This is a genomic window from Deinococcus terrestris (assembly GCF_009377345.1).
Classification (GTDB): Bacteria; Deinococcota; Deinococci; order Deinococcales; family Deinococcaceae; genus Deinococcus; species Deinococcus terrestris.
Map to the genome: position 1 here is coordinate 203,245 of NZ_WBSL01000001.1, position 24,235 is coordinate 227,479.

Genomic DNA, 24,235 nt, shown 5'->3' on the forward strand with positions numbered 1-24,235 from the left:
CGCCGACCCACCCTCAGCCTGCCGCCGACTCAGGCGCGGCCTCCGCCCGCTCTGCTGCGTCCAGCGCCGCCCGCAGGTGGCGGTAGACCTCGCGCAGCCGCCCGACGTCCTGCGGGAGTCCGGCTCGCAGGGCCTCCAGTGCGCCGAGCACGTGGGCCGCGCCGGGCGTGCGCTCCTCCTCGGGCAGCGCCCAGTCGGGGAGCCGGGGCGGGTCCACGGGAGCGCGGCGGGCCTCGTCCCAGGCGACCCACATCCGGGGCAGGTCGTACAGGTAGCGCCCCACCCCGAAATGCACGGCGCAGCGCTTCAGGGCGTCCGAGGCGGCGGCCTTGAGGGTTCCGGCCTCGCCCTCGCCCGCCTCGCCCACATCGCTGCGGGTCAGCCCCAGCACGGTCAGGCGCCCACGGGCGGTCGGCGGCTGCCCCGGAAAGAGCTTCACGTCAAAAGCCCACTCGCCCGGACACACGGCGTCCAACCGCTCCATCACCGTCCGCGCGTCCACGAACGCCACCATCAGCGCCGAGGAACGGTCCCGGCTGATCGTCTGGGGCTTCCAGGCGACCCGCGCCGCCGGAAAGGGGGCCGCGAGCAGATCCTTGACCTGTGGATACGTCACGCCTACAGCCTAAAGCATGGTCGTAGTTCTGACATGAACAGAAGGCCGGGCCATCGGGTGGCGGGGTCCGCCGCTCTGGGTGGCACCTGACCTGCAACGGCGTCGTGACGCCCTCCCACTACACTCCGCGCATGACCCATCAGGACTCCCGCGTCGCCCTCGTCACGGGCGGCACCAGCGGCATCGGCCTCGCCATCGCCCGGCGGCTTCAGCAAGACGGGTTGAAGGTGGCTGCCCTTGACCTTGACCGCCCGCAGGCCCGCGAGGTCGCGCAGGAGCACGGTCTGACCTTCATCGGCGCTGACCTCTCGCGCCGGGCCGACTGCCGCCGCGCCGTGGACGAGACGGTCGCGGCGCTGGGCGGGCTGGACGTGCTGGTCAACAACGCAGGCTTTCAGCACATCGATCCTATCCCCGACTTTCCCGAAGACACCTGGGACACCATGCTGCACGTGATGCTGACCGCGCCCTTCCTGCTCAGCAAGTACGCCTGGAGCCACCTGACCCGCTCCGGGCAGGGCCGCATCGTGAACGTGGCGAGCATCCACGGGCATGTCGCCAGTCCCTTCAAGAGCGCGTATATCAGCGCCAAGCACGGCGTGATCGGCTTCACGCGCACGGCGGCGCTGGAGGCGGGCGAGCAGGGCCTCACCGTGAACGCCATCTGCCCCGGCTACGTGCGCACGCCGCTGGTCGAGGGCCAGATCGCGGACCAGGCCCGCACGCGCGGCCTCAGCCCCGAGGAAGTCGAGCAAAAGGTGATGCTGGAACCCGCCGCCATCAAACGGCTGCTGGAGCCGGAGGACGTGGCCGCCCTCGCCAGCTACGTGGTCAGCCCCGCCGCCTGGGGAATGACCGGGGCGGTGCTGGACATTGACCTGGGGTGGACAGCCCGGTAGGGGATAGGTGGATGGCAGATAGCAGATGGCAAAAGGCCGTGGTTGCCTTGGCCTTCGGCCATCTGCTTACCTGGGTTGGCTGCTCAGCACCACCACATACGCTGTTCCGCGTGACCCCTGCACCACGGCGGCCCCCGCGTGCGTGTAGCGGGCATCGGTCAGAATCGCGCAGTGCAGCGGCGAGGCCAGCCACCAGTTCAGGGCGGCTTGCGGACCTGTGCCCATATAGATGATCTCGGTCACGCTGACCGCCTGCACGCCCGCGCTCGCGGCCCGGACGCGCGGTGTGGTCCCCCCCGCCCCCGCGTGTGTGACCCCGGCGCGGCTGCTCATGTACCCCGCCTGATTTCGCGCGGCGAGGGCATGGGCCGGGCTGGGCAGCAGCGGCGCCGCGACGGGCCGCCGCCCACTGGCCGGGCAGGTGACCCCCTGCGCCCGCGCCGCATTCAGCCCCGCCAGCACCTGCGCCTCGGCGGGAGACTGTGCTACTGCCGAAAAGGAAGCCAGCGCCGCGAGCATCTCCGCCGCAATCGTGAGTTTGGCACGAAGCATGATGGCGGCAGCATAAAGAGGGGCCTCACGCGGCGGGGTGAAACAGCAGGCAGACGGGCAAGGGGCCGGGATGGTAAGGAGACATGCGGCTCCCTCTCTTTCACAACCCCAACAGCGCCCCGACCACCGCTGCTCCCAGCACCACCACCGCGCTGTTCACCCGCGTTCGCCAGAGCAACAGGAATGCCGCAACCGCCACCCCCGCCCCCATCCACGACGTGACGCTCGTCTGTCCCAGCACCAGCGCCCCTGCCAGCACCACGCCGCCTCCGAAGGGCAGGAGGGCTTGCCGGAACGCCACCACCCACGGGTTGGCCCGGTGCCGCTCCCACGCCAGGGCCGCGACCGCCCCGATCAGCGCCGTCGGCCCGTAGAACCCCAGCGTGGCGACGAGCGCCCCGGCCAGCCCAGCGGCCGCATACCCGTAGTGCGTGACCGCCAGCATGTTCGGCCCCGGCATGAGTTGCCCCAGCGCGAAGCCGTTCGCCAGCGTGCCCGCGTCGATCCAGCCCTGCTCGCCCACGAGCACCCGCTCCATCTCCGCGACATTGGTGCCCCCGAAACTGATCAGCCCCAGCCGCACATAGGCCAGGAACATCGCCCACAGCTCGGTCACCCGGACCTCCGGGGGCGGTGCAGCAGCAGCCCGGCCCCCACCATCGCCAGCAGCACGGGCAGCAGGTCCAGCCGCAGCACTCCCAGCGCGAGGAAGGTCAGGACCACCACCGCCGGGCCGCCCCGCACCCCCCAGCCCACCCGCACGACCGGCAACGCGGCGGTCAGCAGCACCGCCAGCGCCGCGCACGCCGCTCCCCGCAGCGCACTTTGCAGGGTGGGAGAGAGGTCCCCGGTGCCCCCCAGCGTCAGCACGCTCACCGCCAGCATGACGACTAGGCCCGGCGTCAGCACGCCCACCACGCTGGTCAGCGCCCCCAGCCGCCCCGAGAGCCGTGCCCCCACCATCGCCGCGAGGTTGGCCGCATTCGGCCCCGGCGTGAGCTGCGCCAGCGTGAAGGTCTCCGCGAACCCCTCCTCGGTCATCCAGCCTCGCGCCAGCAGCGCCCGCCGGGTGTGCGCGGGCAGGCCCCCGCCGATGCCCGCCAACGCGACCCCCACGAACAGCCGCGCGAGGGCGAGGGGCGTGGGGGTGCTGTCCAGCGGCGTCATGGGCAGAGGCTACGCCCACGCCGCCCGCCTCTGCCCGTGACTGCGGCGGGAACAGTCCCTCCTCCGCGCTAGCCTGCCTCCATCGTGACCGACCCTGCCCTCTCCAACTCGGCCCCGCCCGACTACATCACCGCCCTGCGCTCGCTGATCGGCACCCGGCCCGTCAACCTGATGGGCGCCGTTGGACTCGTGCTCAATGGGCGGGGCGAACTCCTCCTCCAGCGCCTCGCCGGGCGGGACGTGTGGGCGGTGCCGGGCGGCCTGTGCGAACTCGGGGAGCCGCCGCTGGAGGCCATGCGCCGCGAGGTCCGCGAGGAAACCGGGCTGGAGGTGGGCGGTGCCGAGTTGTTGGACCTCCTGACGACCGGGTACCGCCAGCTTTCCAACGGCGACGAGGCGTACTTCTACACGGCGGTGTATCTCGTCACCGACTGGCACGGCACGCCCGTCCCCGACGGGGTGGAGGGGGTGGAGGTGGCCTTTTTCGGCCCGGACAATTTGCCGCTCATGCGTGGGCAACCTGGTGCGTGGGCGGCCGAGTGGCTACGGACGCGTGGACCGCTTCCGGCCTCCGCCCGCCCCTGAACGGCTCCCACCGGGTCCGGGCGCGTGGGCCAGCCAGATGGTGTGGTGTGCCCCCTTGCCGGGGCGGGCGCGGGCGGTCCGCACGTCCACCCGGAATCCGGCACGGTTCAGCCGGGAGGTAAAGCGGCTGTCCCCGCTCGCCGACCACACCGCGAGAATCCCGCCGGGCTTGAGCGCGAGCCGGGCGGCGCTCAGGCCAGCGGGCGAGTACAGCCAGTTGTTGCCGTGATGGGTAAAGCCCTCCGGGCCGTTGTCCACGTCCAGTAGCACGGCGTCGTAGGTGCTGTGGCCCCCACGCAGCAGCTCGGCCACGTCGCCCACATGGACGCGGGTCCGGGGGTCGTCCAGCGGCCTCCCAGCGCACTCTCCCAGCGGTCCCCGGTTCCACTCCACCACCTCTGGCACGAGTTCGGCCACCGTGACCGTACCCCCCGGCCCCACCCCCCGCAGCGCCGCCGCCAGCGTGAAGCCCATGCCCAGGCCCCCCACCAGCACATGCGGCCTGCTCCGGCCCGCGATGGCCGCGCACGCGAGGTCTGCCAGCGCGTCCTCCGAAGCATGCATGCGGCTGTTCATCAGCTCGCTCGTCTGGGTGCTGAGGTGAATGGAGAACTCGTCATCGCGCCGCGAGAGCCGCATCTCGCCGTCGGTGCCGGGAATCACGGCTCGGCTTAACAGCTCCCAGGGCTTCACGCGGGGGCCTGGGCGGGGGAGGGGAGGTGGGGAAGGCGCATGGGGCCGACTGTAGCGGGTCAGCACAACCTGTGTATGGTTGCCGGATTACTAGCATCCTAGTAAGCTAGCTCTATGGAAGAGGATGACAAGAGGCAGTTCAACATCTACCTCCCTGAATCCCTGATTCGGGAGGTCAAGATCGCCAGCATTGACGCTCGGCAGAGCCTCAGCGCCTATGTGGAGCGAGCCCTGCGCCAGCATCTCCAGATTGAGGCGGAAGCGAGGCGGGCCGGGGACGAGGCCGCCCGGCAGTACGGCGGGCAGGGCGCAGAGTGAGGCGCACCGCACGGGGCTGACCCCGCCATTTCGCGCATTCCGGGCCAGTTCCCCTCGCGTACCCTGGGCACACCTATGACCACACCCACCCCGGACGCCGCCGTGCACGTCCGCGACCTGCGCAAGAGCTACACCGTCCACGAGAAGGAGCCGGGCTTCCTGGGCAGCCTCCGTTCCTTTGTCAGCCGCCAGTCCCGCGAGGTGGAGGCGGTGCGCGGCGTGTCCTTTGACCTCGCGCCGGGCGAGGTGGTGGGCTTCCTGGGGCCGAACGGGGCGGGCAAGACGACCACCCTCAAGATGCTCTCGGGGCTGCTGCACCCCAGTGGGGGCGAGGTGCGGGTAGCCGGATTCGAGCCCCGGCGCCGCCAGGCCGAGTTCCTGCGCCGCATCACGCTGGTAATGGGGCAAAAGCAGCAGCTCATCTGGGACCTTCCCGCACTGGATTCTTTCCTCGTCAATCAGGCCATCTACGAGATTCCTGACCCGCAGTACCGCGCCACCATGCACGAATTCACCGAGGTGCTGGGCCTGGAGGGCATCCTGAAAAAGCAGGTCCGCAAGCTCTCGCTGGGCGAGCGGATGAAGTGCGAACTCGCCGCCGCGCTGCTGCACAGGCCCCGCGTCCTCTTTCTGGACGAACCCACCATCGGCCTCGACGTGAACATGCAGGAGTCGGTGCGGGCCTTTATCCGCGACTACAACGAGCGGTACGGGGCCACCGTCATCCTGACGAGTCACTACATGGCCGACGTGACAGCGCTGGCCCGGCGCATCCTCGTCATCGACCGGGGCCAGCTCGTCTTTGACGGCGACCTCGCCCGGCTGGTGGAGCGGGGCGGCGGAGGCAAGACTGTCCGGCTGCAACTGCGCCGCCCGGTGGAGGCTGCCGCGCTCTCCGCCTACGGCTCGGACGTGAAGGTGGACGGCCTGAGCGCCGAACTCACCGTCCCCCGCGCCGAGGTCAGCCCCCGCGCCGCCCGCCTGCTCGCCGACCTCGACGTGGCCGACCTGACGGTGGAAGACCCGCCCATCGAAGCGGTGATGGCAGAACTGTTCGGGGGGAAGGAAGTGGTTCGTGGCTGATTTCCGCGGGCCAGGGGGCCGCCCATGACCGCCGCGTGGCGCAAACTCCGCGTCCTCTTCTCCACCCGGTTCGCCGAGATGGTGGAGTACCGCGCTGAGGTCGTGATCTGGATGCTCTCGGGCACCCTCTCGCTGGTGATGATGCTGGTGTGGATGGCGCAGGCGGCGTCGGCCCCGGACGGCAAGATCAACGGGTACACGCCCGCCGAGTTCGCCTCCTACTTCCTGGGCATCTGGGTGACCGGGCAACTGCTGGTGGTGTGGGTGGCGTGGGAACTGGACGTGGAGGTGCGGCAGGGGACCCTCTCGCCCAAGCTGCTGCGTCCGCTGGACCCGATGTGGGAGCACTACGCCGCGCATGTGGCCGAGCGGGTGGTGCGCTTTCCCGCGATGCTGGGGCTGGTGGCCCTCTTCGCGTGGCTGGCGGGGGCGAGCTTCAGCACCGATCCGCTGCACTACCTCGCGGCGCTGGGGCTGGCACTGCTGGGTTTCAGTGCCCGCTTTCTGTACGAGTACACCATCGGGTTGCTGGCCTTCTGGACGGAATCCAGCACCAGCTTTCAGGAACTCGTCTGGCTGCTGTACGCCGCGCTGGGCGGGATGTTCGCGCCGCTCGCCTTCTATCCGGGGTGGGTGCAGGCCGTCGCCGTGTGGACGCCCTTTCCGTACATGCTGGGCCTTCCGGCGCAACTGCTCGCGGGCAAGGCGTCCCTGGCCGACGCCGGGCGTGGGGCGCTGGTGCTGGGCGCGTGGCTGGTCGTGTTCTGGTTCGTGCGGCTGGCCGTGTGGCGGCTGGGGCTGCGGAAGTACGGGGCGGTGGGGGCGTGAGGGGGTTAGTGGCCCGTGGTCAGTGGTTAGTGGATCGGTTGCCTGTCCTGTTCCACTGCCTACTCCCCACTTCCCACTTCCTGCGCCGGGGGCGCGAGTGACCCGTTACCTCCGCCTCATGCGCCTCTTCACCGGAGCGACCCTGTCGGCACAGTTGGAATACCGGGCCAACTTCGTCGGGGCGATTCTCGCCAGCCTGGGTGAGGTCGGAGTGGCCCTGCTGGGCATCGGCGTGCTGTTCGGACAGCCGGGCACAGACACGGTGGGCGGGTGGACCTTTCATGAGGCGCTGCTGGTGACGGGCTTTTTCATGCTCACCGAGGGGGTCATCAGCGTGTTTATCCAGCCCAACATGAGCAAGATCGCGGAAGCCGTGCGCACCGGCAGCATGGATTTCACGCTGCTCAAGCCGCTGGACGCGCAGTTCGGGGTCAGCACCCGGCACCTCAACGTGCTGCGGGTCGGCGACCTCCTGATCGGGCTGGGGCTGATCGCCTACGCCGCCTCGCACCTGACGCTGACGCCGGGCGGCTTCGCGGGGGCGGCGGTGCTGTACCTCTCGGCGGTGGTGATCGTGTACTGCATCTGGCTGGCGCTCTCCACGACAGCGTTCTGGTTCGTGAAAACGCAAAACGCGAGCGAGTTATTTAACGGTGTCTTCGGGGCGGCCCGCTTTCCGGTCACGGCCTTTCCGGTGCCCATCCGGGCGCTGCTGACCTTCGTGGTCCCGGTCGCCTTTATCACCACCGTGCCCGCTCAGGCGCTGACGGGCACGCTGACGCCCGCGCTGGCGTTGGCCTCGCCGCTGGTGGCCGCCGCCGCCTTCGTGCTGACGCGGTTGTTCTGGAAGAAGGCCGTGGCGAGCTACACCAGCGCGAGCAGCTAGGGGTGGACCGCTGGGCCGATGCCCTCGCCCGCATGGGGATGAACTGGCCGGGGCCGACCCCGCCGCGTTCGCTGGCGGAGGTCCGGGCGGCTTTCCCCGATATGCAGGACGCCGACCTGCGCCGGGCCGTGTGGACTGCCCTGGGCCAACCCCGGCCCCGGTCGCTGAAGCTCTCGCCCCAGGCCCGTGCCCGCCTCTCGCACCTCACCGAACTGCGCGACGTGTTCTCGCCCGCCGACGCCGCGCGGGTGGGGGCAGAACTGGCGGGGGAAGGTAGGCTGGCCGCCGACCTCCTCGCAGTGCGGCCCTGGTTACCGTCCGGGACTTCGGCCCGCGAGGTGCTCCCCGCCGTGCTGCGGGGCGAGTGGTCCGGCCTCCTCGCCCTGCTGGGGGAGCATGGCCCCTGGGTCTACGCGGCGACGGTGGCCGACCTGCAAGCCCTCGCCCGCTTGAACGGCGAGTTGGTGACAGCCGCTTCCCATGCGGAGGAAGAAACGGTGCTGGACGCGGCGCTGGCCTCCGGGCGCACCTTTCCCGCCTTGCTCGCTCGGCTGGAAGTGACCGATTACCGCCGCCCAACTCCCGGTCCTGCCCCCGACCTCGTCGCATGGGAAGCCGCGTTCTGGCAGGAGGCCGAGCGGCAGGCGCGAACTGCCCACGAGCGCTGGCAGGCGCGGCGGCGTTAGCGGCTTTCCTCCGACGCCCCGTTTTGCCGCGCGTAGTTCCGCAGGTACATCGCGTTCGCCCGCCTCATCCCCAGCCGCTCGTAAAAGGGCACCACGTCGTCGTCGCAGCTCAGGTCCACCGCGTACAGGTGTCCGAGTTGCTCCAGCAGATGCCGCATCAGCGCGGTCCCCAGACCCCGGCCCTGGTGCTCCGGCAGAACTTCCAACAGCGGAATGCAGGCCGTCAGCACCCCGTCGCTGATCGCCTGCGCGAAGCCGACCACGCGCCCGCCCTCGTCCAAGGCGAGCGAAATCCGGTACGACCCGGCGAGGAGGCGGTGGACGTCTCGGGAGAGGGCGGGTTGGGCCAGTCCACGAAAAAGCCCTGCAAGTCGTCGGGCGTGAGGCCTGCGAGTGAGTCGGTGAGACGCATGGCCCCAGCCTGCCCCGGTGGGCCGCCCCCGCGCGTCCGTCATCTGGCCTGGGGCACACGGGCGACCCCGGCGTGGGCTAGATTTTCCCCATGACGACGCCCCCCGCCGACGCCCCGGCTCCCCTGCTGTTCAGCCCCCTGAAGCTCCGCAGCCTGACCCTGAAAAACCGCACCGTCGTCTCGCCCATGTGCATGTACAGCGCTCAGAACGGGGTGGCGAACGACTTTCACCTCACGCACCTGGGGCAGTTCGCGCTGGGCGGCGCCGGGCTGATCGTCACCGAGGCGACCGCCGTCTCACCCGAGGGCCGCATCAGCCCCGAGGACCTGGGCCTGTGGACCGACGAGCAGATCGTGCCGCTGGGCCACATCACCGACTTCGTGCACCGCCACGGCTCATTGATCGGCGTGCAGCTCGCGCACGCGGGGCGCAAGGCGAGCACCTACTCGCCCTGGCGCGGGCGCGGCGCGGTGCCCGCCGAGCTGGGTGGCTGGGAGGTTATTGGGCCGGACGGCGAGCGTTTCCACGAGACATACCCGGTGCCTGCCCCCATGTCCCACGACGACATCCGCCGGGTGGTCGCCGACTTCGCGGCGGCGGCGCGGCGGGCGGTCGTGGCGGGCTTCGACGCCGCAGAGATTCACGCGGCGCACGGCTACCTGCTGCATCAGTTCCTCTCACCGCTGGCGAACACCCGCACCGACGAGTACGGCGGGTCCTTCGAGAACCGCATCCGGTTGCTGCTGGAGGTCGTCCGCGCCGTGCGCTCGGCGTGGCCGATGCACCTGCCCCTCTTCGTGCGCGTGAGTGCCACCGACTGGGCCGAGGGCGGCTGGGACCTCGACCAGACCGTGCAGCTCGCCTCGCTGCTGCGCTTCGAGGGCGTGGACGTGCTGGACGTGAGCAGCGGGGGCCTGACCACCGCGCAGCGCATCACCGTGGGGCCGCTCTATCAGGTGCCCTTCGCCGCCCGTGTCCGGGCCGAGGTGCCCGAGCTGCTCACGATGGCGGTCGGGATGATCGAGACCCCCGAGCAGGCCGAGGGCATTCTCCAGAATGGCGACGCCGACCTCGTGGCGCTGGGCCGCCCCTTCCTGCGCGATCCCCACTGGCCGCAGCGGGCCGCCCGCACCCTGGGCGCGACGCCGCCGCTGCCCGACATGTATGCGCGGGCCGGGTGGTAAGGGGCTTCAGCGCAGCCGCTCGTCTCCGGGCGCGACCGCGAACATGCCCCCCCACGCCCGGTACTGGCTGCTCGTGCGGTCGGTTGTGGTCTGGCCCCGCCGGGTGATGCGGCGGACGATCTGCGTGTTCATCCCGGCGGCAGGCATGTCGAGGCGCCGGGCCTCGCCGGGGCGCAGGGCGGGGTCCGCCACGAAGCTGGGAGCGGGAGCCAGCGCTGTGGTCCGCACCTGCGGCGCGGACACCGTGACCTCGCGGTCGGGGGGCGCCCCGAACAGGTGGACTTCCAGCGTCCCGGCCTCCAGATTCCACTCCACCTGCATCAGCAGCGGCGCGGCGGTGTCGTTGCGCAGGCGCAGATTTTTGGTTGGGGCGTAGACGGTCGCCTCGAAGCCCGGCGGGTCGTAGTAGGCGACGTGGTGCGAGTGCTGGTGGCGCTCGACGACCTCCAGCCCCGCCTGGTACCCCGCCCGGAAGACGGTCGTGCTGACCTGACAGATGCCGCCGCCGGGTTCCATCGTCAGGCTCGCCCCGGTGATGACGTAGCCCGGCACGAAGCCCCGGTCCGCCGCGATGCGCCCCACGGTCCGGTTGAAGTCCAGCACCGTGCCCGGTTCCAGCCACAGCCCCTGAAAGCGCTGCGCCCCCACCCGGATGTTGTGAACCCGGAAGTCGGGACTGCCCGCGAAACTGGACTGCCCGGTCGTCAGGTGCGTGGTTACCCCGCGCGAGTGCAGCCCGGCCACCGTGCGCTCGGGTGGCAGGAGGCGCAGGGCGACCGTCGCCTCCACTTGCCCCGCGAGCAGCGCTGCCCGGACCCGCTCGGCAGTGGGACCCCGCCGCACCGCCCACCCGGTCCGCGCCTGCGCCACCCACGATCCGCCCTCCCGCACGAAACGGGCGTCGCGGGGCTGCCGCGCCTCGATGCGGGCATACAGTCCTTCCAGCCGCACGGCGAGGTCGCCCGTCACCTGACCCTCGCGTAGCCTGCGCCGTTCCTGGGCACTGAGGGTGAGGGTGTGGGTCTGCACGACGTCACGGGACCGGACCACCCCGCCACTCAGGACTGGTTCTGGCGCCACGACCTTCAGGCGCAGGGGCTGGGGCCGCAGCTCCCGGTCCACGCCGGGCGACACCGGGGGGGCCTGTCCGGCGGTCAGCAGCAGGGCGCCTGCGAGGAGGGCCAGCCGCCCGGCCCCGCGCCGCAGGATGAAAGGGGGAGTCATCGTGGCGTCCTCCGGAAGAGCGCGGCGAGCAGGGGGTCAGGCCCGAAGCGGCGACTGACCCCCTCCTTGCCGCACCGGGTCAGTTGGGGGGAAGAAGCACCGTGTCCACGACGTGGATGATGCCGTTGCTGGCCCGCACGTCCGCGCGGGTGACGGTCGCGTCATTGATCTGCACCGTGCCGCCGCTGGCGCTGATGTTCACGTTGGCGCCCTGCACGGTGCGGGCGCTGCTGAGGCGCGTTACCTGCGCGGCGGTCACCCGGCCGGGCACGACGTGGTAGAGCAGCACGGCGCGGAGCTGCGCGGGGTTGTTCAGCAGGGCCTGAAGCTGGTCGGCGGGAATCTTGGCAAAGGCCGCGTTCGTGGGGGCGAAGACCGTGTAGGGGCCGGGCTGCGCCAGCGTTTGCGTGAGCCCGGCGGCCTGCACCGCCGCGAGCAGCGTGCTGAAGTTGGGATCGTTCGAGACGATCGCGGCGATGGTGTTGCCCGCAGGCACGCTCTGGCCGCCTCCCGCGACGGCGGGCGAGGCGAGCAGAAGGATGGTGCTGATCCACATCAGGCGCTGCTTCACGGTAAACCTCCCTGGAGTCCGCTTCCAGCAGGGATGACGCCGGGGAGGGCCTGTCCCTCCCGAACCGGGCGCGTCCAACTTCGTAGGGGTGAATTCCACTGCCTGGAAGGCTCCCGCAGCGTAAGGGGCACCGTCCCCCCGGTGAGGTACGGGGCCGTACAATCCCGCGCCCACAAGAATCCTTAACTGGCACTACAGGGAACCCTCAGGCTGGGAGGGTCAGGAGGCGGGGTGGCCGAGTTCTTCCTGCTCCTCCCCGATTCGCCCGTCGAGCAGGTGCAGCGCCCGGTCTGCCCGCCCCGCCTGCCGCTCGTCGTGGGTGACGAGCAGGACGCCGGAGCCCTCCTCCCGCGCTAAGCCGAGCAGCAGTTCGGCCACCCGGTCGGCGTTCGCTCGGTCGAGGCTTCCGGTCGGCTCGTCGGCCAGCACGACGGCGGGGCGGGTCACCAGCGCACGGGCCAGGGCCACCCGCTGCCGCTCGCCGCCCGAGAGGACGCCGGGGAGGTCGCGCCCCCGGTCCGCGAGGCCGACGCGCTCCAGCAGCCCCCGCGCCCGCTCCTCGCCCCCGTCGCCACTCAGCAGCGCGGGTACCCGCACGTTGTCCAGCACGCTGAGGTCCTCCAGCAGATAATGGTGCTGAAAGACCAAGCCCACCCGCCCGGCCCGCCGCCGCGCCCGCGCCTGGGTGTTCAGCGTGTCCACCCGCTCGCCCGCCCACCACACCTCGCCGCCCTGCGGGGTGTCCAGCCCGCCCAGTAGATGCAGCAGCGTGCTCTTGCCGCTGCCCGACGGCCCCGAGACGGCCACGACCTCGCCCGGCTGCACCGCCAGCGAGACGCCGTGCAACACGGTCTGGTTCCCGAAGCCGTGCCGGACCTCGCGGGCTTCCAGGGCGGGGGGCAGGGCCGAAGGGACGCGGGTCACGCGCGGCACTGTAGCGCAAGGGGCGTGCTCCGGCTGGGGACAACACATCGGCCGGGCCATGCTCTAGCATGGGGCCTGAGATGTCGCTTCTGGACGAGTTGAGAACTTCGCCGCTGTTCCGCGACGTGCCGGAGGCCGCGGTGCACGAGGCCGCCGGAATCGTGACGCCCCGCCTCTTCCGGCGCGGTGAACTGATCGTCGAACAGGACGCCCAGGGCGAGGCGCTGCACCTCATCACGCGCGGGGTGGTGCGGGTCAGCCGCGTCAGCGTGGGGGGCCGCGAGCGCGTGCTGGGCGACCTCTACGCGCCGGGCGTGATCGGGGAGACGGCGGTGCTGGCCCGGCAGGAGCGCAGCGCGTCCGTGCGGGCGCTGGAGGAGGTCCGCACCCTGATGCTCTACCGCAGCCACTTCGAGCTGATCTTGCGCCAGCACCCCGGCGTGCTGTGGAACCTCGCGGAGATGCTGGCCCGCCGGGTCACCCTGCTGAACGACGAGCTGATCGCCTTCGGGCTGAACACGGAGGCGGCCCTCGCCCACGTGTTTGGCAACCTCCACGCGGTCCGGGTGGCGGCGGGCGTGCCGCGCCCGGAGGTGCTGCCCCTGACCACCACCGACATCATGGCCCGCACCAGCAGCAGCCGCGAGACAGTGGTGCGGGTGCTGCGGCGCATGGAGGCTCAGGGCCTGCTCAAGGTAGGGGCGCAGAGCGTGACCCTGCTCAACCCGGCGGCGCTCGATCAGGTGTCGCTGGAGGCGGCGGACGTGGACTGAAGGAGAGGACCACGCGAAAGGCGGAAGGCCACAGATGGGAGCCTTCCGCCTTTCGCGTAGCGCTTACGCCTCTTTCTTCAGCAGCACACTCTTCAGGTACAGGCTTTCCGGCACGCTGAGCAGGTGGGGGTGGTCGGCAGGCTGGTAGGTGATCGCCACGACCTCCGCGCCGCACCCGGCCTCGCCCGCCGCGACCCTCGCCGCGTCGAGCAGGTCGTCCACCCGGATGTAGTGGGCGCAGGTGCTCACCAGCAGGTGACCGCTGGGCCGCAGCATCCGCAGGGCGCGGGCGGTGCCGTCGGTGAAAATGCGTTTGGCGCGGGGCACGTCCTCCTTGCGCTTGGCGAGGGTGGGCGGGTCCAGCACCGCCGCCCCGAAGGTCCGTTTCTCGCGCTCCAGCGTGGTCAGCGTTTCTATGGCGTCTCCCCAGCGCACGCCGACCTGCACGCCGTTCTCGCGGGCCTCGCGCTCCAGCACCCCCAGCGCGGCCTGGTCCTTGTCCAGCGCGACGGGTTTCGCTCCCGCCCGCGCCGCGTGCAGGCTGAAGCCCCCGGTGTACGAATACACGTCCAGAAAGCCCTCGCCGGGCTGAACCAGCGAACGCATCAGCCGCCGGTTGTCGCGCTGGTCCAGAAAAAAGCCCGTCTTCTGCGCGTCAAAGGGGGAGAAGTGCAGCGAGAGGTCATCCTCATGGAACGTCACGCGCTCGGGCACGTCGCCCCACAGCACGCCCGTCCGCAACTCCAGCCCCTCGCGGCGGCGCTCGCCCGTGTCACTGCGCTCGAAAGCCGAGGTCGCACCCGTCTCCTCGCGCAGCGCCCGCAGGATCAGGTCGCGGTGACGCTCCACCCCCGCATTCCGGAACTGCACGCTCAGCACGTCCCCGAACTGGTCGGCCACCACGCCGGGCAGTCCGTCCGCCTCGGCGTACAGGACGCGGCGTGCATCGGTGCCCACGATACGGCCCTCGCGCCGGGCCAGCGCCGCCCGCACCCGCGAGCGGTAGAAGGTGAGGTCGATGGCCTCGCCCGGCGTCCACGTCAGCATCCGCAGCGGCGTCGCCCCCTGCGGGTTGAAATATCCGCGCCCGACCAGCGACCCGTCCGGTGCCCGCACGTCCACGACCTCGCCCGCCCCGATGCCCGGCCCCGCCTCCCCGATGTCCCCCGCGTGCCCGAAGGGGTAGCGCCCCGAGAGGCGCCGCACCGCCCCCGGCTTCAGGGTCACGCTTGCCAACCTGCTCGCCTTCGTCATGGGTGCAGGCTAGCAGGGGCGGGAGGGGTGTCCGCTCTGCCATCATCAGGCGCATGGAACAGTTCGCGGGGTTCGTGGTGGGAGGTCAGCGGGTCTACGGGATGCTGCACGTCCCGGAGGAACACAGCCTGGGGGGCGGACGCCCGGCGCAGGGCTGGCCCAGCGTGGTGATGCTGCACGGGTTTACCGGCAACCGGAGCGGCGACCACCGCCTGCTGCCGCTGTTCTCGCGGTATCTGGCGGCGCGGGGGGTGGCCTCGCTGCGGTTCGACTTCCGGGGCAGCGGTGAGTCGGAGGGGGACTTCTCCGAGATGACGGTCGCCCGCGAGGTGGAGGACGCGGAAGCCGCCTTCGTCTACTTGCGCGGCCTGCCCATGCTCGACCCCGAGCGGGTGATGCTGCTCGGCTTTTCCATGGGCGGCCTCGTCGCGGCCCTCGCCGCCGGGGGGGTGCGGCCCCACCGCCTCGCGCTGTGGGCGCCCGCGCTGCCGGAGCTGTGGCTTCCGCTGCTGCGCGGCGGCTACGCGCCCCCAGTCATCCGCGACTACGGCGGCTGGCCGCTGGGCCGCGAGTTCCTGCTGGAGATGCCCCGCGTGCAGCCGCTGGAGGCCGCCGCCCGCTGGGGAGGGGTGGCCCGCGTCTTTCACGGCGACGCCGACACGGTTTGCCCGCCCGAATTCGGGGTCCGCTACGCCCAGGCCCTCGGCTGCGACGCGGTGGCGATTCCCGGCGCCAACCACACCTTCGACTCGCTGGAGGCGGTGGAGCTGCTGTACCGGGAGACGGGGCGCTTTCTGACCGGCGGATAGGAACAGCGGCGGGGGGCCGATGGTCAGGCCCCGACCTGCGGGCAAAAACGCTCGCACCGCGTGATTCGCCCGGTTCACCCCGTCTGTCGGCGGTTTTCCTGCTCCTCCCGAGGTCTGAATCAGCTCTGAACCTCCACCGTGAAGTCGCGCACCTCGTAGCTCATCAGCATCTCGTTGAAGGTCAGTTCCGGTGTGCCGACGATGCGCAGCGGCAGGCTCAGCAGGCGGTGCAGGAACACGTCGCTCTCGTGGATGGCGAGAAACGCTCCGGGGCAGCGGTGGGCGCCGTCCCCGAAGCTCAGGGCCTGGGCCTGCACGCCGCCCGGCAGGGGGCGGTGCGGGCAGAGCGTGAGCGGTTCCTCGCCGACCACCGCCGGGTCGGCGTTGGCGGTGCGGATGTCCAGAATCATGCGAGCGCCCGCCGGAATGCGGTGGGTCACTCCGCCATGCTCCAGGGTCACGTCCTGCTCGGCGCGGCGCCACAGGGTCGAGGCGACCGGCTCCAGCCGCAGGATCTCGTGCAGGATGCGGTGCCGTTCGGTGCGGTCGCCCGCAAGGTACTCGCGCCGCAGCTCCTCGTTTTCCAGCAGGTGCCACGCCGCCACACTGATGAACTCGCGGGTGGTGACCATTCCGGCCGTCGCGTAGGTCAGGCATTCCACCAGAATCTCGAGGTCGTTGTACCCCTGGCCCAGCAGGTGGCTGATCACGTCCTCCTGGGGTTTCTGGCGCCTGGCCCGAATCGCGGGCCGCACGTCCACGCGGTAGAAGCTCGACATCTTCCACAGGCCCCGTGACTGCTCCAGGGCGCGGCGGATGCGGCCTGCCAGGTCACCGTCGTCTTCTGCATTCACGCCGCCACCCGAGAGCAGTTCGTCGATGCGGCGGTCCATGCCAGGCTGGAGCGAATCGGTCAGGCCCACCACGCGGGCGGCGACCTCGACCGAGAGTTCCATGCTCAGGTCACTCAGGTCGGCCCGGCCCGCCCGCGTCAGCCGCACCATCAGGCGCTCGGTCAGGTGGTCGATGAAGGCGTGGTGCTTGTCCTGCACGGTCTTGGGCGTGAAGAACCGGGCGATAGCGGTGCGCTGCTCGCGGTGCTCCGCGCCGTCCTGAAAGATCACGGCCGGGCGCAACCGGGTCACCAACACGTTGTCGGTGGTCGCCCCCTGGCGTACGCGCTCGCTGTCGCGCAGCACGGCCTTTACGGCCGCGTAGGAGCGCAGGTGCCACACGTCTCCCTGAAGGTCGATCCCAGGGTCGTGCTCGGCACCAAACGCGGTTTTGCGCTCAGGTTCGTGGAAGGGGCAACGGGGTGTGGGGTCGGTCGTCATGGGGGGCCTCCTCGGTCCAGCTCTGAGTCAGGGTGTAGCATAGGAGTCATGAAGTCGCGTGAGCCGTTCAGGAGAGGGGCGGATGCCTGAAGCCACGCCGACCCCTCCCGCCGACCTGCGCGTGCGGCGGACCCGCCGCCTGCTGACCCAGGCCCTGATCGACCTGAGTGCCGAACGGCCCCTGGAAACCATCACGGTGCGCGACCTGACCGAGCGGGCTGAGGTCGGCTATGCCACCTTCTTCCGGCATTACGCGAGTCTTGAGGAACTGCTGCGCGGCGCGGTGGACGACCTGCGCACCGAGCTGTTCGGGCTGTTGCCCCCGCTGGTGGGCGACGCCCCCGAGCAGGCGGGAGCGCTGGTCTTCCGGCATGTTCAGGCCCAGCCGGACCTCTACCGGCTGCTGCTGAGCGCCCACCCCTCGCACGGGTTGCTTGACCGGATTCTCGAGATCGGCGTGGAGGGCCTGCTGGACACCTTCGAGGCGAGGCCAGACGCCCGGGTGCCGGTGGAGGTGGCTGCCCACCACTTCATCCGGTCGTTTCTGAACCTGATCGACTGGTGGCTGCGGCACGGCCAACCCCACAGCCCCGAGCGCATGGGCGAGATCTACCGCGAACTCATCCTGCGCCCCACCGAGGCCGCCGCGCTGCGGCCCCGCCTTTCCCCCAGCACCCGGCGATCACCCCGCGACACGGCCTGAGCTGGAGCCCCCCCGTGGCCCCGGCCCCCGCGCCGTGGGGCTGACCGCGCCCTCCCACGCCGCTTCGGGGGGGCGCGGGGCGTTCCGGCGGCGTCCGTCTCGCGGCCCCCCCTTACGAAAAGGCAGGAGCGCGGGGCGTGGAGGAAATCAGCTTTCCCTCACGCCCCGCGCTCCTGCCCTGGCTACAGCGCCAGATACGCTTCCCGCACCCCTGGGTCCGCGAGCAACTCGGCCCCACTGCCCTCCTTCACGACCTGCCCGTTTTCCAGCACGTAGGCCCGGTGCGCGAGCTTGAGGCTCAGGCCCACGTTCTGCTCCACCAGCAGGACCGTCACGCCCTGCTCGTTGACGGCCTTGAGCGCCCCGAAGACGGTCTGGGTCATCAGCGGCGAGAGGCCCAGACTGGGCTCGTCCACGACCAGCACGCTGGGGCGGCTCATCAGCGCCCGGCCCACCGCGACCATCTGCTGCTCGCCGCCCGAGAGCGTTCCGGCAAGCTGCCCCGCCCGCTCGCTGAGACGGGGGAACAGCTCGTAGACGTGCGTCAGCGTCTGCGCCTGCACCGCCCGCGCCTCCGGGCGCATCGCCGCGCCGAGTTCGAGGTTCTCGCGAACCGTCATCAGCGGGAAGAGTTCGCGGCCTTCAGGGACATGCCCCAGCCCTAGTCCCACGATCTGCGAGGGCGTGGCGCGGGTGATGTCCCGCCCCCCCAGCGTGATGCGCCCCGCCGAGGGTTTCACGACGCCGCTCACCGCCCGCAGCGTGGTCGTCTTGCCTGCCCCGTTCGCCCCGATCATGGCGACGAACTCGCCGGGCGCCACCCGCAGGCTCACGTCCCACAGCACCTGCACCTTGCCGTATCCGGCGGCGAGGTTCTCGATCACGAGATCCTGTCCCTGGGTGCGGCTGGCGGCCGGGTTTGTCTGTGTCGCCGTCATGCGTGCAGCCCCTCTTCCGTTCCTAGGTACGCCGCGACCACCTGCGGGTTGGCCGTAACTTCGCGGTAGGTGCCCTCCGCGAGCACCTGCCCCTGATCCATCACGACCACCCGGTCGGCCAGGTCGCGCACCACCGGCATGATGTGTTCAATAAACAGCACGCTGACCCCACTGTCCCGCACGCTGCGGACGAGTTGCACCGCCTCCTGCGCCTCCCCCGGCCGCAGCCCGGCCATCACCTCGTCCAGCAGCAGCACGCGCGGCCCGGTGGCGAGGGCACGGGCGACCTCCAGCCGCTTGTCTTGCAGCAGGGTCAGCTCGTGGGCCTCCTTGTCGGCGTGGGCGGCGAGGCCGGTGCGCTCCAGCAGGTCGTAGGCCCGCTCCCGCGCCTGCCCCAGCGTCACGCCGCGCTTGCCGAACAGTGCTCCCACCGTCACGTTCTCGTGGACGGTCATCTCGGGAAAGGGCCGCACGATCTGAAAGGCCCGGCCCAGCCCCGCGTGGCACCGCGCCTCCATCGGCTCCTGGCTCACGTCCCGCCCCAGCAGGTGCAGCCGCCCCGACGTGGGCCGGTACACCCCCGAGAGCAGGTTCAGCAGCGTGGTCTTGCCCGCCCCGTTCGGCCCGATCACCGCCAGAATCTCGCCGTCGTACTGGCTGAAACTGACGTTCTGCACGGCGAGGAGGCCGCCGAACCTCTTGCTGAGCCCCTCGGCCCGCAGCACCTCGTCCGCCCGGCTGGGGACTGGCGACTGGTGACTGGCGACTGCTGTCATACGTCCCCCCCGTGCTTGCCCCGCTTGAACAGCCCCATCAACCCGCGCGGCAGCCACAGGATGCTCAGCATCAGCACCAGCCCGTAGACCACCAGGTACCCGGTCTTGATGTAGTTGTGCAGGATTTCCTCGGCCACGCGCAGCACCGTCGCCCCCAGGATCGGCCCCAGCGTGGTGTACAGCCCCCCGAAGATGGAAGTCGTAAGCGGCGCGATGGAGTTGGCGAGGCTGAAGGTTTCCAGCGGGTTGATGAAAAAGGTCTTGCCCGCGTACAGCACGCCGCCCAGCGCCGCCAGGAACGACGAGATGAAAAAGGCCAGCAGCTTGTACTTCACGATGCTGACCCCCAGCACCCGCGCGGTTTCCTCGCCCTGCCGGATCGCGGCGAAGGCGTGGTGCAGCCGCGAGCGCCGGATGGCGAGGCTGACCAGCGCCGTGAACAGCAGGATGCCGAACGCCAGGAAATACTGTGCCCGCGCGTTCCCGCCCAGCAGCGCCGGAACCAGCAACCCGTTCGCGCCGCCTGCCGTGGCTTCGGGCAGGTTCTGGATGATCGTCCGCACGACCTCGGTGAAGGCGAGGGTGGCGATGGCGAAATACATCCCGCTCAGGCGCATGGTCACCGCGCCCAGAATCAGCGAGACCAGCCCGGCGAGCAGTGCGGCGACCGGCATCGCCAGGAACCAGGGCAGCGCCTTGCTCAGCAGCGCGAAGCCGTAGGCTCCCAGCCCGTAAAAGGCGGCGTGCGCGAGGCTGACCTGCCCACTCCGCGCCAGGATGTCCCACGACAGCGCGAGCACCCCGGCGACCAGCGTGAAGAAGGCGATCTGAAGCAGGTACTCGGCCCGCTCGCCCAGCGGCAGGAACGGGAACACCAGCGCGAGCAGGAAAAAGAGGGCCAGCGGCAGCAGCGAACGCAGCGGCACGTCGGGACGGCGCACGACCGCCCGGCCCCCGTCCATCGCCCGGCTCATCTGGCCCCCCGGTACGAGCGGTAGACCAGCGTGGCGAAGATCAAGAGGAAGAACACCGCGTCACTCCAGCCGCCGCCGCCCGGCACGTAGGTCTGCACCAGCGCCTCCGAGACGCCCAGCACCACCGATGCCCACAGCACGCCGGTCAGGTTGCCCAGCCCCGCCATCACGATGATCGCAAAGGCCTTGAGCGCGAAGACCAGCCCCACCGACGGCGAGGCGAACAGCAGCACGGCGACGAGCACGCCCGCGACCGCCGCCAGCGCACAGCTCACCCCGAAGGCGATCAGGTACACCCGGTCCACGTTGATGCCGATCAGTTGCGAGCCCCGGCGATTCTGCGCCACCGCCCGCATCTGGCGGCCCAGGGTGGTGCGGTAGAGCACCGCGTACAGTGCCCCCAGAATCAGCACCGCCAGCCCGAAGGCGATGGCCTTGGGACCGCCCACGCTGAGGTCCCCGATGGAGAGGCTGCTGCCCTGGTAGCCCGTCGTCACCGTGCGGGTGTTACCCCCCAGCCAGATCAGCGCGAGGTTTTGCAGCAGGATGCCCAGCCCGAAGGTCAGGAGCATCTGGTTGAGTTCGGGGGCCAGCAGCACGTGCCGGATGCTGACCCGGTAGGTCAGCGCACCGACACCGAAAACGGCGAGCGCGGCAAAGGGCAGCGAGATCAGGGGGTCCACGCCCAGGTAGGCGCTCAGCGCCCAGGCGAGAAAGGCCCCGATCATCAGGAACTCGCCGTGCGCGAAGTTCACGATGCCCACCACGCCGACCGCCAGCGCCAGCCCCGACGCGACGAGCGCGTAGATGCCGCTTTGCAGCAGGCCGTTGAGCAGGGTTTGTAAAAAGAGTTCCATACAGGCTCCGTAGGGGAGAGGGAAAAGGGGGGCAAAAGGGGAGCCGCCCCGGTGGTGGCGGGCGGCCCTGGCGGGGGAGTCGGTGGCCGGGCTCTAGGTCAGAGGGCCAACCACCGGCCCCGTCAGGCTCACTTGCCCCAGACCGTCGTCTTCTTGGCGAACTTCAGCGGGTAGACGGGTGCGCGGTCGTCGCCGAGGTACTGGAAGCTCAGCCAGCTTCCGGCCTTAAAGCCCTGATAGCGGGTCTTGTTGCTCTTGGTAAAGGTCAGCGGGCCGAAGGGGGTCTGGGTGTTCGTCGCGGCGAGGGCGGCGGCCACCTTGTCCTTGTCGGTGCTGCCCGCCTTGTTGATGGCGGCGGCGAGCGTCTTGAGGTTCACGTAGGCCAGCGGCGCGAAGTACTCCTCGGTCACGTTGCCGAACTTCTTGCGGTAGGCGTTGACAAAGGCGCGGCTCTGGCTGTTGGGGCTGGTCGGCAGCCACAGGCTCAGGCCCGCCACGTTGTCGGCCAGGCGGTTTTTCTCGAAGCCGACGGGCCACGAGGGAGGCGTGCCGTAGATCAGGCCCACGTTCAGGTTCTGCTGCTTGATCTCGGTCGCCAGCGGCAGGGCGTCGGTGTCGTAGCCCACCCAGTAGAAGATGTCGGGCTTGGCGGCCTTGGCCTTGGAGATGATCGGCCCGAAGTTGCCGCTGCCCGTCTTGAACTTTTCGGTCATGACGACGTTGAAGCCCGCCTTCTTAAAGGCCGCCACGGTGTCGTTGATGCCCGCCGACCCGAAGGGGCCGTCCTCGTAGGCAATGGCGATGTTGCGGGCCTTCTTGGTCACGCGCAGGTGCTTGAAGTAGTCGAGGATCGCCTCGAAGTTGTAGTAGCTCCAGGGGTGGTAGTGGAAGAAGTACCTGTGGTCCGCGAAGGCGTCCTCCACGGGCACCGCCGCCGCGCCGATCCAGGCCATGAAGGTGTTGTACTGCTTGGCCGGACCCGACACGGCGATGGAGGTAGCGCTGCTGACCCCGCCCACCATGAAGTCCACCTTCTCGACCGTGACCAGCTTGACGAACTCGGGCACCGCCTTGGCCGGGGAGGAGCCGTCGTCGGCGAATTCCAGTTCCAGGGGCCGCCCCAGCACGCCGCCCGCCTTGTTGATCTCCTCCAGCGCCAGCAGGTAGCCGTTGCGGGCCGCCTGCCCCGACACGCTCCCCGCTCCCGAGAGGGGAAGGAGTGCGCCCACTTTGACCGCGCCCGCGCCGGACAGCGCGAGCAGTACGCCCGTCAGAAGCATCTTTTTCATGTTCGGAGTGAGTGTAGGGCAGGAGCGTCACGTCCGCGTTACAGCCGGGAAGCCGGGGCCGGGGGTGTGACCGCCCCGTAACGTGCCCCCCCTACCCTCGGAGGCGACATGCGACAAGGTGAGGACAGGGAGGGCGCGGCGTTCACGTTGGAGGTGGACGCCGCGCTGGGGGGGGTCAGGGTCCCGGTGCGGCTGGGTGGGCGCACCTGGGGCCAGCCCACGGAGGCGCGGGATAACGCCGTGCTGGTTTGCCACTACTACACGGGCACCGCGCAGGCGGCGGGCGAGGCCGCAGACGGCACGCCCGGCTGGTGGGCGCCCCTGATCGGGCCGGGGCGGGCGGTAGACACGGACCGCTATTTCGTGGTGGCGCTGAACACGCTCTCCAATGTGCAGGTCCACGACCCGGCCGTCGTGACGACTGGCCCCGACACCCCGCACCCCGACGGTCAGCCCTGGGGCAGCCGGTTTCCGGCCTGGGACTTCGCGGACCTGCACGCGCTTCAGCTTGAACTGCTGCGGCAGCTCCGCCTGGAGCGCTGGCACGCGGTCATCGGCCCCAGCTTCGGGGGGATGCAGGCCCTCCAGTGGGCCGCCCGCACGCCGGACCTCGCTCCCCGCGTGGCGGCGGTGGCGACCAGCCCCTGCGCGGGGCCGGTGCTGCGCGGGGCCTTCGGGCCGCTGCTGCGCGACGTGGCCCCGACCGGCGGGCTGGAGGGGGCCTTGCGCCTGATCTCCTTTTTCGGCATGGGGTCGGACGGGCTGGAGGAGACTTTCCGGGAGGCCGACTTCGGCGAGTACCTGCGTTCGCGCTCGGGCACGGCCAGCCTCGCGCACATCCTCGATATCGCGAGGGTGGTGCAGACGCACGACCTGCACGACGTGGCCCCCCGCCCCGAGCTGTTCGCCCGCTGGCGGGACGCCGGGCTGCGGCTGCTGACCGTGAACCTCCGGGGCGACCAGTTCTTCCCCGCCCACGAGATGCGGGCCTTTGCCGAGGCGGGCCGGGCGGCGGGCGTGGCGCACACCCACTTCGAGTACGACTCGGCCTGGGGGCACCTGGGCTGCGTGCAGGAGACGGCCCCCTTCGCGGGCCTACTCCGGTGCCTATTGGACGACACCCTGCCCGCCGCCCTGCCGCTCCCCGACCTCGCGGGCGCGGGGGAGGTACCCCATGCCTGAGCGCACGCTCGTCGCGTTGCACGGCAATTTCGCCTCCTCCGCGTGGTGGGCGGACCTCCTCGCTGCTCCACCCCAGGGCTGGCGCGTCCTCGCCCCCGACCTCCCCGGCTTCGCGGGGACGGCTCATGAAGGCGAGGTCGGCATCGCTGCCTACGCCGACTGGCTGGAACACTGGCTGACCGCGCAGGGCATCACTCGCTCGGTGCTGCTGGGGCACTCGCTGGGGGGAGCGGTGGTGCTGGAAGCGGCGGCCCGTCGCCTAGATGCCTACGCCGGGTTGATTCTGGCGGCGTCGGCTCCGCTGTCTGGCCTGGTGACTCCCGAGGAGAATTACCCCGTGCTGGAGCTGCTGCGCGACAATGCGGGGTTGCGCGAGATGAGTCTGGGGGCGCTCTTCCCGTCGCGCCGCCCCGACAACTTCGGCACACTGCTGGAGCACGCGGGCCAGATGGCGCCGGGACACTACAGCGGCAATGCCCGCGCCCTGGCCGCGTGGAGCGTAGAGCCGGGGCGCCTCGCCGGGCTGCCCGTCCTCGTGCTGGGCGGCGAGCTGGACAGCCTGATTACCCCGGAGCTGGTGCGGGCGCAGGCGGCGGCGCTGGGCACGGAGGCGACCCTCCTGCCCGACGTCGGCCACGGCTTTCCGCAGGAGGACCCCGCCGCCTTCCGCGCCCTGCTGCAACCGTTCCTCGACAAGCTGTCCTGAATTAGTCTGGA

Annotated in this window: 29 protein-coding genes; 13 read left to right on the plus strand and 16 right to left on the minus strand. The window is 70.6% G+C overall.

Annotation, left to right across the window (positions count from 1 at the left end):
- Positions 1 to 13: 13 nt before the first annotated feature.
- Positions 14 to 616, minus strand: coding sequence for a Rad52/Rad22 family DNA repair protein (locus F8S09_RS01045; RefSeq protein WP_322618403.1), 603 nt, complete (start codon positions 614 to 616; stop codon positions 14 to 16).
- A gap of 131 nt (positions 617 to 747) precedes the next feature.
- Here F8S09_RS01045 and F8S09_RS01050 point away from each other — a divergent pair, with 131 nt between their 5' ends.
- On the plus strand, positions 748 to 1,515 hold the full coding sequence (locus F8S09_RS01050; RefSeq protein WP_152868198.1) for a 3-hydroxybutyrate dehydrogenase: 768 nt from the start codon (positions 748 to 750) through the stop codon (positions 1,513 to 1,515).
- A 66-nt stretch (positions 1,516 to 1,581) separates the two neighbouring features.
- On the opposite strand, the gene F8S09_RS01055 is transcribed toward F8S09_RS01050, so the two are convergent.
- The 3 genes from F8S09_RS01055 to F8S09_RS01065 form a co-directional block, all read right to left on the minus strand.
- Complete coding sequence (locus tag F8S09_RS01055) at positions 1,582 to 2,067, minus strand: CAP domain-containing protein (RefSeq protein WP_152868201.1); 486 nt, start codon at positions 2,065 to 2,067, stop codon at positions 1,582 to 1,584.
- 100 nt (positions 2,068 to 2,167) lie between these two features.
- Positions 2,168 to 2,683 (minus strand): chromate transporter, encoded by a 516-nt coding sequence (locus F8S09_RS01060; protein WP_322618404.1) that lies wholly within the window; start codon positions 2,681 to 2,683, stop codon positions 2,168 to 2,170.
- Positions 2,680 to 3,234 (minus strand): chromate transporter, encoded by a 555-nt coding sequence (locus F8S09_RS01065; protein WP_152868203.1) that lies wholly within the window; start codon positions 3,232 to 3,234, stop codon positions 2,680 to 2,682. The genes F8S09_RS01060 and F8S09_RS01065 overlap by 4 nt, the downstream gene beginning before the upstream one ends.
- A gap of 84 nt (positions 3,235 to 3,318) precedes the next feature.
- Between F8S09_RS01065 and F8S09_RS01070 the strand changes: the two genes are divergently transcribed.
- Positions 3,319 to 3,819 (plus strand): NUDIX hydrolase, encoded by a 501-nt coding sequence (locus F8S09_RS01070; RefSeq protein WP_322618405.1) that lies wholly within the window; start codon positions 3,319 to 3,321, stop codon positions 3,817 to 3,819.
- Here the strand turns inward: F8S09_RS01070 and F8S09_RS01075 are convergent.
- Positions 3,778 to 4,482 carry a spermine/spermidine synthase domain-containing protein gene (locus F8S09_RS01075; RefSeq protein WP_322618406.1) on the minus strand — a complete coding sequence of 235 codons (705 nt, stop codon included), beginning with the start codon at positions 4,480 to 4,482 and terminating at the stop codon, positions 3,778 to 3,780. The two genes, F8S09_RS01070 and F8S09_RS01075, sit on opposite strands and share 42 nt — an antisense overlap.
- A gap of 144 nt (positions 4,483 to 4,626) precedes the next feature.
- Here F8S09_RS01075 and F8S09_RS01080 point away from each other — a divergent pair, with 144 nt between their 5' ends.
- From F8S09_RS01080 to F8S09_RS01100, 5 genes are all read left to right on the plus strand, one after another.
- Positions 4,627 to 4,830: a CopG family transcriptional regulator gene (locus F8S09_RS01080; RefSeq protein ID WP_152868205.1), complete on the plus strand. Its 204-nt coding sequence runs from the start codon at positions 4,627 to 4,629 to the stop codon at positions 4,828 to 4,830.
- Positions 4,831 to 4,905: 75 nt separating this feature from the next.
- Positions 4,906 to 5,913: an ABC transporter ATP-binding protein gene (locus F8S09_RS01085; protein WP_152868207.1), complete on the plus strand. Its 1,008-nt coding sequence runs from the start codon at positions 4,906 to 4,908 to the stop codon at positions 5,911 to 5,913.
- A 24-nt stretch (positions 5,914 to 5,937) separates the two neighbouring features.
- Entirely contained in the window at positions 5,938 to 6,741 is an 804-nt protein-coding gene (locus F8S09_RS01090; RefSeq protein ID WP_152868209.1) for an ABC transporter permease, read from the plus strand.
- A 97-nt stretch (positions 6,742 to 6,838) separates the two neighbouring features.
- Positions 6,839 to 7,627, plus strand: coding sequence for an ABC transporter permease (locus F8S09_RS01095; RefSeq protein ID WP_322618407.1), 789 nt, complete (start codon positions 6,839 to 6,841; stop codon positions 7,625 to 7,627).
- 2 nt (positions 7,628 to 7,629) lie between these two features.
- Positions 7,630 to 8,313 (plus strand): hypothetical protein, encoded by a 684-nt coding sequence (locus F8S09_RS01100; protein WP_152868211.1) that lies wholly within the window; start codon positions 7,630 to 7,632, stop codon positions 8,311 to 8,313.
- On the opposite strand, the gene F8S09_RS18100 is transcribed toward F8S09_RS01100, so the two are convergent.
- Positions 8,310 to 8,594: a GNAT family N-acetyltransferase gene (locus F8S09_RS18100; RefSeq protein WP_265468986.1), complete on the minus strand. Its 285-nt coding sequence runs from the start codon at positions 8,592 to 8,594 to the stop codon at positions 8,310 to 8,312. The two genes, F8S09_RS01100 and F8S09_RS18100, sit on opposite strands and share 4 nt — an antisense overlap.
- A 221-nt stretch (positions 8,595 to 8,815) precedes the next feature.
- On the opposite strand from F8S09_RS18100, the gene F8S09_RS01110 reads away from it, so the two are divergent.
- Positions 8,816 to 9,910 (plus strand): NADH:flavin oxidoreductase/NADH oxidase, encoded by a 1,095-nt coding sequence (locus F8S09_RS01110; RefSeq protein ID WP_152868215.1) that lies wholly within the window; start codon positions 8,816 to 8,818, stop codon positions 9,908 to 9,910.
- Positions 9,911 to 9,916: 6 nt separating this feature from the next.
- Here F8S09_RS01110 and F8S09_RS01115 read toward each other — a convergent pair whose 3' ends face one another.
- The 3 genes from F8S09_RS01115 to F8S09_RS01125 form a co-directional block, all read right to left on the minus strand.
- Positions 9,917 to 11,134, minus strand: a complete 1,218-nt coding sequence (locus tag F8S09_RS01115) for a VanW family protein (RefSeq protein WP_152868217.1) — start codon at positions 11,132 to 11,134, stop codon at positions 9,917 to 9,919.
- Between the two features lie 79 nt (positions 11,135 to 11,213).
- Positions 11,214 to 11,705: a fasciclin domain-containing protein gene (locus tag F8S09_RS01120; RefSeq protein WP_322618408.1), complete on the minus strand. Its 492-nt coding sequence runs from the start codon at positions 11,703 to 11,705 to the stop codon at positions 11,214 to 11,216.
- Positions 11,706 to 11,924: 219 nt separating this feature from the next.
- Positions 11,925 to 12,638: an ABC transporter ATP-binding protein gene (locus tag F8S09_RS01125; protein WP_322618409.1), complete on the minus strand. Its 714-nt coding sequence runs from the start codon at positions 12,636 to 12,638 to the stop codon at positions 11,925 to 11,927.
- 71 nt (positions 12,639 to 12,709) lie between these two features.
- Between F8S09_RS01125 and F8S09_RS01130 the strand changes: the two genes are divergently transcribed.
- Positions 12,710 to 13,402, plus strand: coding sequence for a Crp/Fnr family transcriptional regulator (locus F8S09_RS01130; protein WP_152868219.1), 693 nt, complete (start codon positions 12,710 to 12,712; stop codon positions 13,400 to 13,402).
- Positions 13,403 to 13,465: 63 nt separating this feature from the next.
- Here the strand turns inward: F8S09_RS01130 and F8S09_RS01135 are convergent, their stop codons facing one another.
- Complete coding sequence (locus F8S09_RS01135; protein WP_152868221.1) at positions 13,466 to 14,656, minus strand: class I SAM-dependent rRNA methyltransferase; 1,191 nt, start codon at positions 14,654 to 14,656, stop codon at positions 13,466 to 13,468.
- 53 nt (positions 14,657 to 14,709) lie between these two features.
- Here F8S09_RS01135 and F8S09_RS01140 point away from each other — a divergent pair, with 53 nt between their 5' ends.
- Positions 14,710 to 15,465, plus strand: a complete 756-nt coding sequence (locus F8S09_RS01140; protein WP_152868223.1) for an alpha/beta hydrolase family protein — start codon at positions 14,710 to 14,712, stop codon at positions 15,463 to 15,465.
- Between the two features lie 119 nt (positions 15,466 to 15,584).
- Here the strand turns inward: F8S09_RS01140 and F8S09_RS01145 are convergent, their stop codons facing one another.
- Positions 15,585 to 16,799 (minus strand): cytochrome P450, encoded by a 1,215-nt coding sequence (locus F8S09_RS01145; protein ID WP_152868225.1) that lies wholly within the window; start codon positions 16,797 to 16,799, stop codon positions 15,585 to 15,587.
- A gap of 82 nt (positions 16,800 to 16,881) precedes the next feature.
- On the opposite strand from F8S09_RS01145, the gene F8S09_RS01150 reads away from it, so the two are divergent.
- Positions 16,882 to 17,502, plus strand: a complete 621-nt coding sequence (locus tag F8S09_RS01150) for a TetR/AcrR family transcriptional regulator (protein ID WP_152868227.1) — start codon at positions 16,882 to 16,884, stop codon at positions 17,500 to 17,502.
- Between the two features lie 182 nt (positions 17,503 to 17,684).
- Here F8S09_RS01150 and F8S09_RS01155 read toward each other — a convergent pair whose 3' ends face one another.
- From F8S09_RS01155 to F8S09_RS01175, 5 genes are all read right to left on the minus strand, one after another.
- Positions 17,685 to 18,440, minus strand: coding sequence for an ABC transporter ATP-binding protein (locus F8S09_RS01155; RefSeq protein WP_152868229.1), 756 nt, complete (start codon positions 18,438 to 18,440; stop codon positions 17,685 to 17,687).
- Complete coding sequence (locus F8S09_RS01160; protein WP_152868231.1) at positions 18,437 to 19,216, minus strand: ABC transporter ATP-binding protein; 780 nt, start codon at positions 19,214 to 19,216, stop codon at positions 18,437 to 18,439. The genes F8S09_RS01155 and F8S09_RS01160 overlap by 4 nt, the downstream gene beginning before the upstream one ends.
- Positions 19,213 to 20,190: a branched-chain amino acid ABC transporter permease gene (locus F8S09_RS01165; RefSeq protein WP_227978423.1), complete on the minus strand. Its 978-nt coding sequence runs from the start codon at positions 20,188 to 20,190 to the stop codon at positions 19,213 to 19,215. The genes F8S09_RS01160 and F8S09_RS01165 overlap by 4 nt, the downstream gene beginning before the upstream one ends.
- A complete protein-coding gene (locus F8S09_RS01170) occupies positions 20,187 to 21,047 on the minus strand; it encodes a branched-chain amino acid ABC transporter permease (protein ID WP_152868233.1) in 861 nt (286 codons plus the stop codon). Before F8S09_RS01170 ends, F8S09_RS01165 begins: the two co-directional genes overlap by 4 nt.
- 128 nt (positions 21,048 to 21,175) lie before the next feature.
- Positions 21,176 to 22,336: an amino acid ABC transporter substrate-binding protein gene (locus tag F8S09_RS01175; RefSeq protein ID WP_152868235.1), complete on the minus strand. Its 1,161-nt coding sequence runs from the start codon at positions 22,334 to 22,336 to the stop codon at positions 21,176 to 21,178.
- A 108-nt stretch (positions 22,337 to 22,444) separates the two neighbouring features.
- Here F8S09_RS01175 and F8S09_RS01180 point away from each other — a divergent pair, with 108 nt between their 5' ends.
- Both F8S09_RS01180 and F8S09_RS01185 read left to right on the plus strand, forming a co-directional pair.
- Positions 22,445 to 23,518, plus strand: a complete 1,074-nt coding sequence (locus F8S09_RS01180) for an alpha/beta fold hydrolase (RefSeq protein WP_152868237.1) — start codon at positions 22,445 to 22,447, stop codon at positions 23,516 to 23,518.
- Complete coding sequence (locus F8S09_RS01185) at positions 23,511 to 24,224, plus strand: alpha/beta fold hydrolase (protein WP_152868239.1); 714 nt, start codon at positions 23,511 to 23,513, stop codon at positions 24,222 to 24,224. Before F8S09_RS01180 ends, F8S09_RS01185 begins: the two co-directional genes overlap by 8 nt.
- The last annotated feature ends 11 nt before the right edge of the window (positions 24,225 to 24,235 follow it).

What these genes read in the sequence shown, in the direction of transcription:
- F8S09_RS01150 (WP_152868227.1), top strand. Translation starts at nt 16,882, where the DNA reads ATGCCTGAAGCCACGCCGACCCCTCCCGCCGACCTGCGCGTGCGGCGG.
- F8S09_RS01090 (WP_152868209.1), top strand. Translation starts at nt 5,938, where the DNA reads ATGACCGCCGCGTGGCGCAAACTCCGCGTCCTCTTCTCCACCCGGTTC.
- F8S09_RS01180 (WP_152868237.1), top strand. Translation starts at nt 22,445, where the DNA reads ATGCGACAAGGTGAGGACAGGGAGGGCGCGGCGTTCACGTTGGAGGTG.
- F8S09_RS01145 (WP_152868225.1), bottom strand. Translation starts at nt 16,799, where the DNA reads ATGACGACCGACCCCACACCCCGTTGCCCCTTCCACGAACCTGAGCGC.
- F8S09_RS01185 (WP_152868239.1), top strand. Translation starts at nt 23,511, where the DNA reads ATGCCTGAGCGCACGCTCGTCGCGTTGCACGGCAATTTCGCCTCCTCC.
- F8S09_RS01080 (WP_152868205.1), top strand. Translation starts at nt 4,627, where the DNA reads ATGGAAGAGGATGACAAGAGGCAGTTCAACATCTACCTCCCTGAATCC.
- F8S09_RS01170 (WP_152868233.1), bottom strand. Translation starts at nt 21,047, where the DNA reads ATGGAACTCTTTTTACAAACCCTGCTCAACGGCCTGCTGCAAAGCGGC.
- F8S09_RS01085 (WP_152868207.1), top strand. Translation starts at nt 4,906, where the DNA reads ATGACCACACCCACCCCGGACGCCGCCGTGCACGTCCGCGACCTGCGC.
- F8S09_RS01110 (WP_152868215.1), top strand. Translation starts at nt 8,816, where the DNA reads ATGACGACGCCCCCCGCCGACGCCCCGGCTCCCCTGCTGTTCAGCCCC.
- F8S09_RS01115 (WP_152868217.1), bottom strand. Translation starts at nt 11,134, where the DNA reads ATGACTCCCCCTTTCATCCTGCGGCGCGGGGCCGGGCGGCTGGCCCTC.
- F8S09_RS01065 (WP_152868203.1), bottom strand. Translation starts at nt 3,234, where the DNA reads ATGACGCCGCTGGACAGCACCCCCACGCCCCTCGCCCTCGCGCGGCTG.
- F8S09_RS01135 (WP_152868221.1), bottom strand. Translation starts at nt 14,656, where the DNA reads ATGACGAAGGCGAGCAGGTTGGCAAGCGTGACCCTGAAGCCGGGGGCG.
- F8S09_RS01160 (WP_152868231.1), bottom strand. Translation starts at nt 19,216, where the DNA reads ATGACAGCAGTCGCCAGTCACCAGTCGCCAGTCCCCAGCCGGGCGGAC.
- F8S09_RS01130 (WP_152868219.1), top strand. Translation starts at nt 12,710, where the DNA reads ATGTCGCTTCTGGACGAGTTGAGAACTTCGCCGCTGTTCCGCGACGTG.
- F8S09_RS01050 (WP_152868198.1), top strand. Translation starts at nt 748, where the DNA reads ATGACCCATCAGGACTCCCGCGTCGCCCTCGTCACGGGCGGCACCAGC.
- F8S09_RS01165 (WP_227978423.1), bottom strand. Translation starts at nt 20,190, where the DNA reads ATGAGCCGGGCGATGGACGGGGGCCGGGCGGTCGTGCGCCGTCCCGAC.
- F8S09_RS01155 (WP_152868229.1), bottom strand. Translation starts at nt 18,440, where the DNA reads ATGACGGCGACACAGACAAACCCGGCCGCCAGCCGCACCCAGGGACAG.
- F8S09_RS01175 (WP_152868235.1), bottom strand. Translation starts at nt 22,336, where the DNA reads ATGAAAAAGATGCTTCTGACGGGCGTACTGCTCGCGCTGTCCGGCGCG.
- F8S09_RS01140 (WP_152868223.1), top strand. Translation starts at nt 14,710, where the DNA reads ATGGAACAGTTCGCGGGGTTCGTGGTGGGAGGTCAGCGGGTCTACGGG.
- F8S09_RS01055 (WP_152868201.1), bottom strand. Translation starts at nt 2,067, where the DNA reads ATGCTTCGTGCCAAACTCACGATTGCGGCGGAGATGCTCGCGGCGCTG.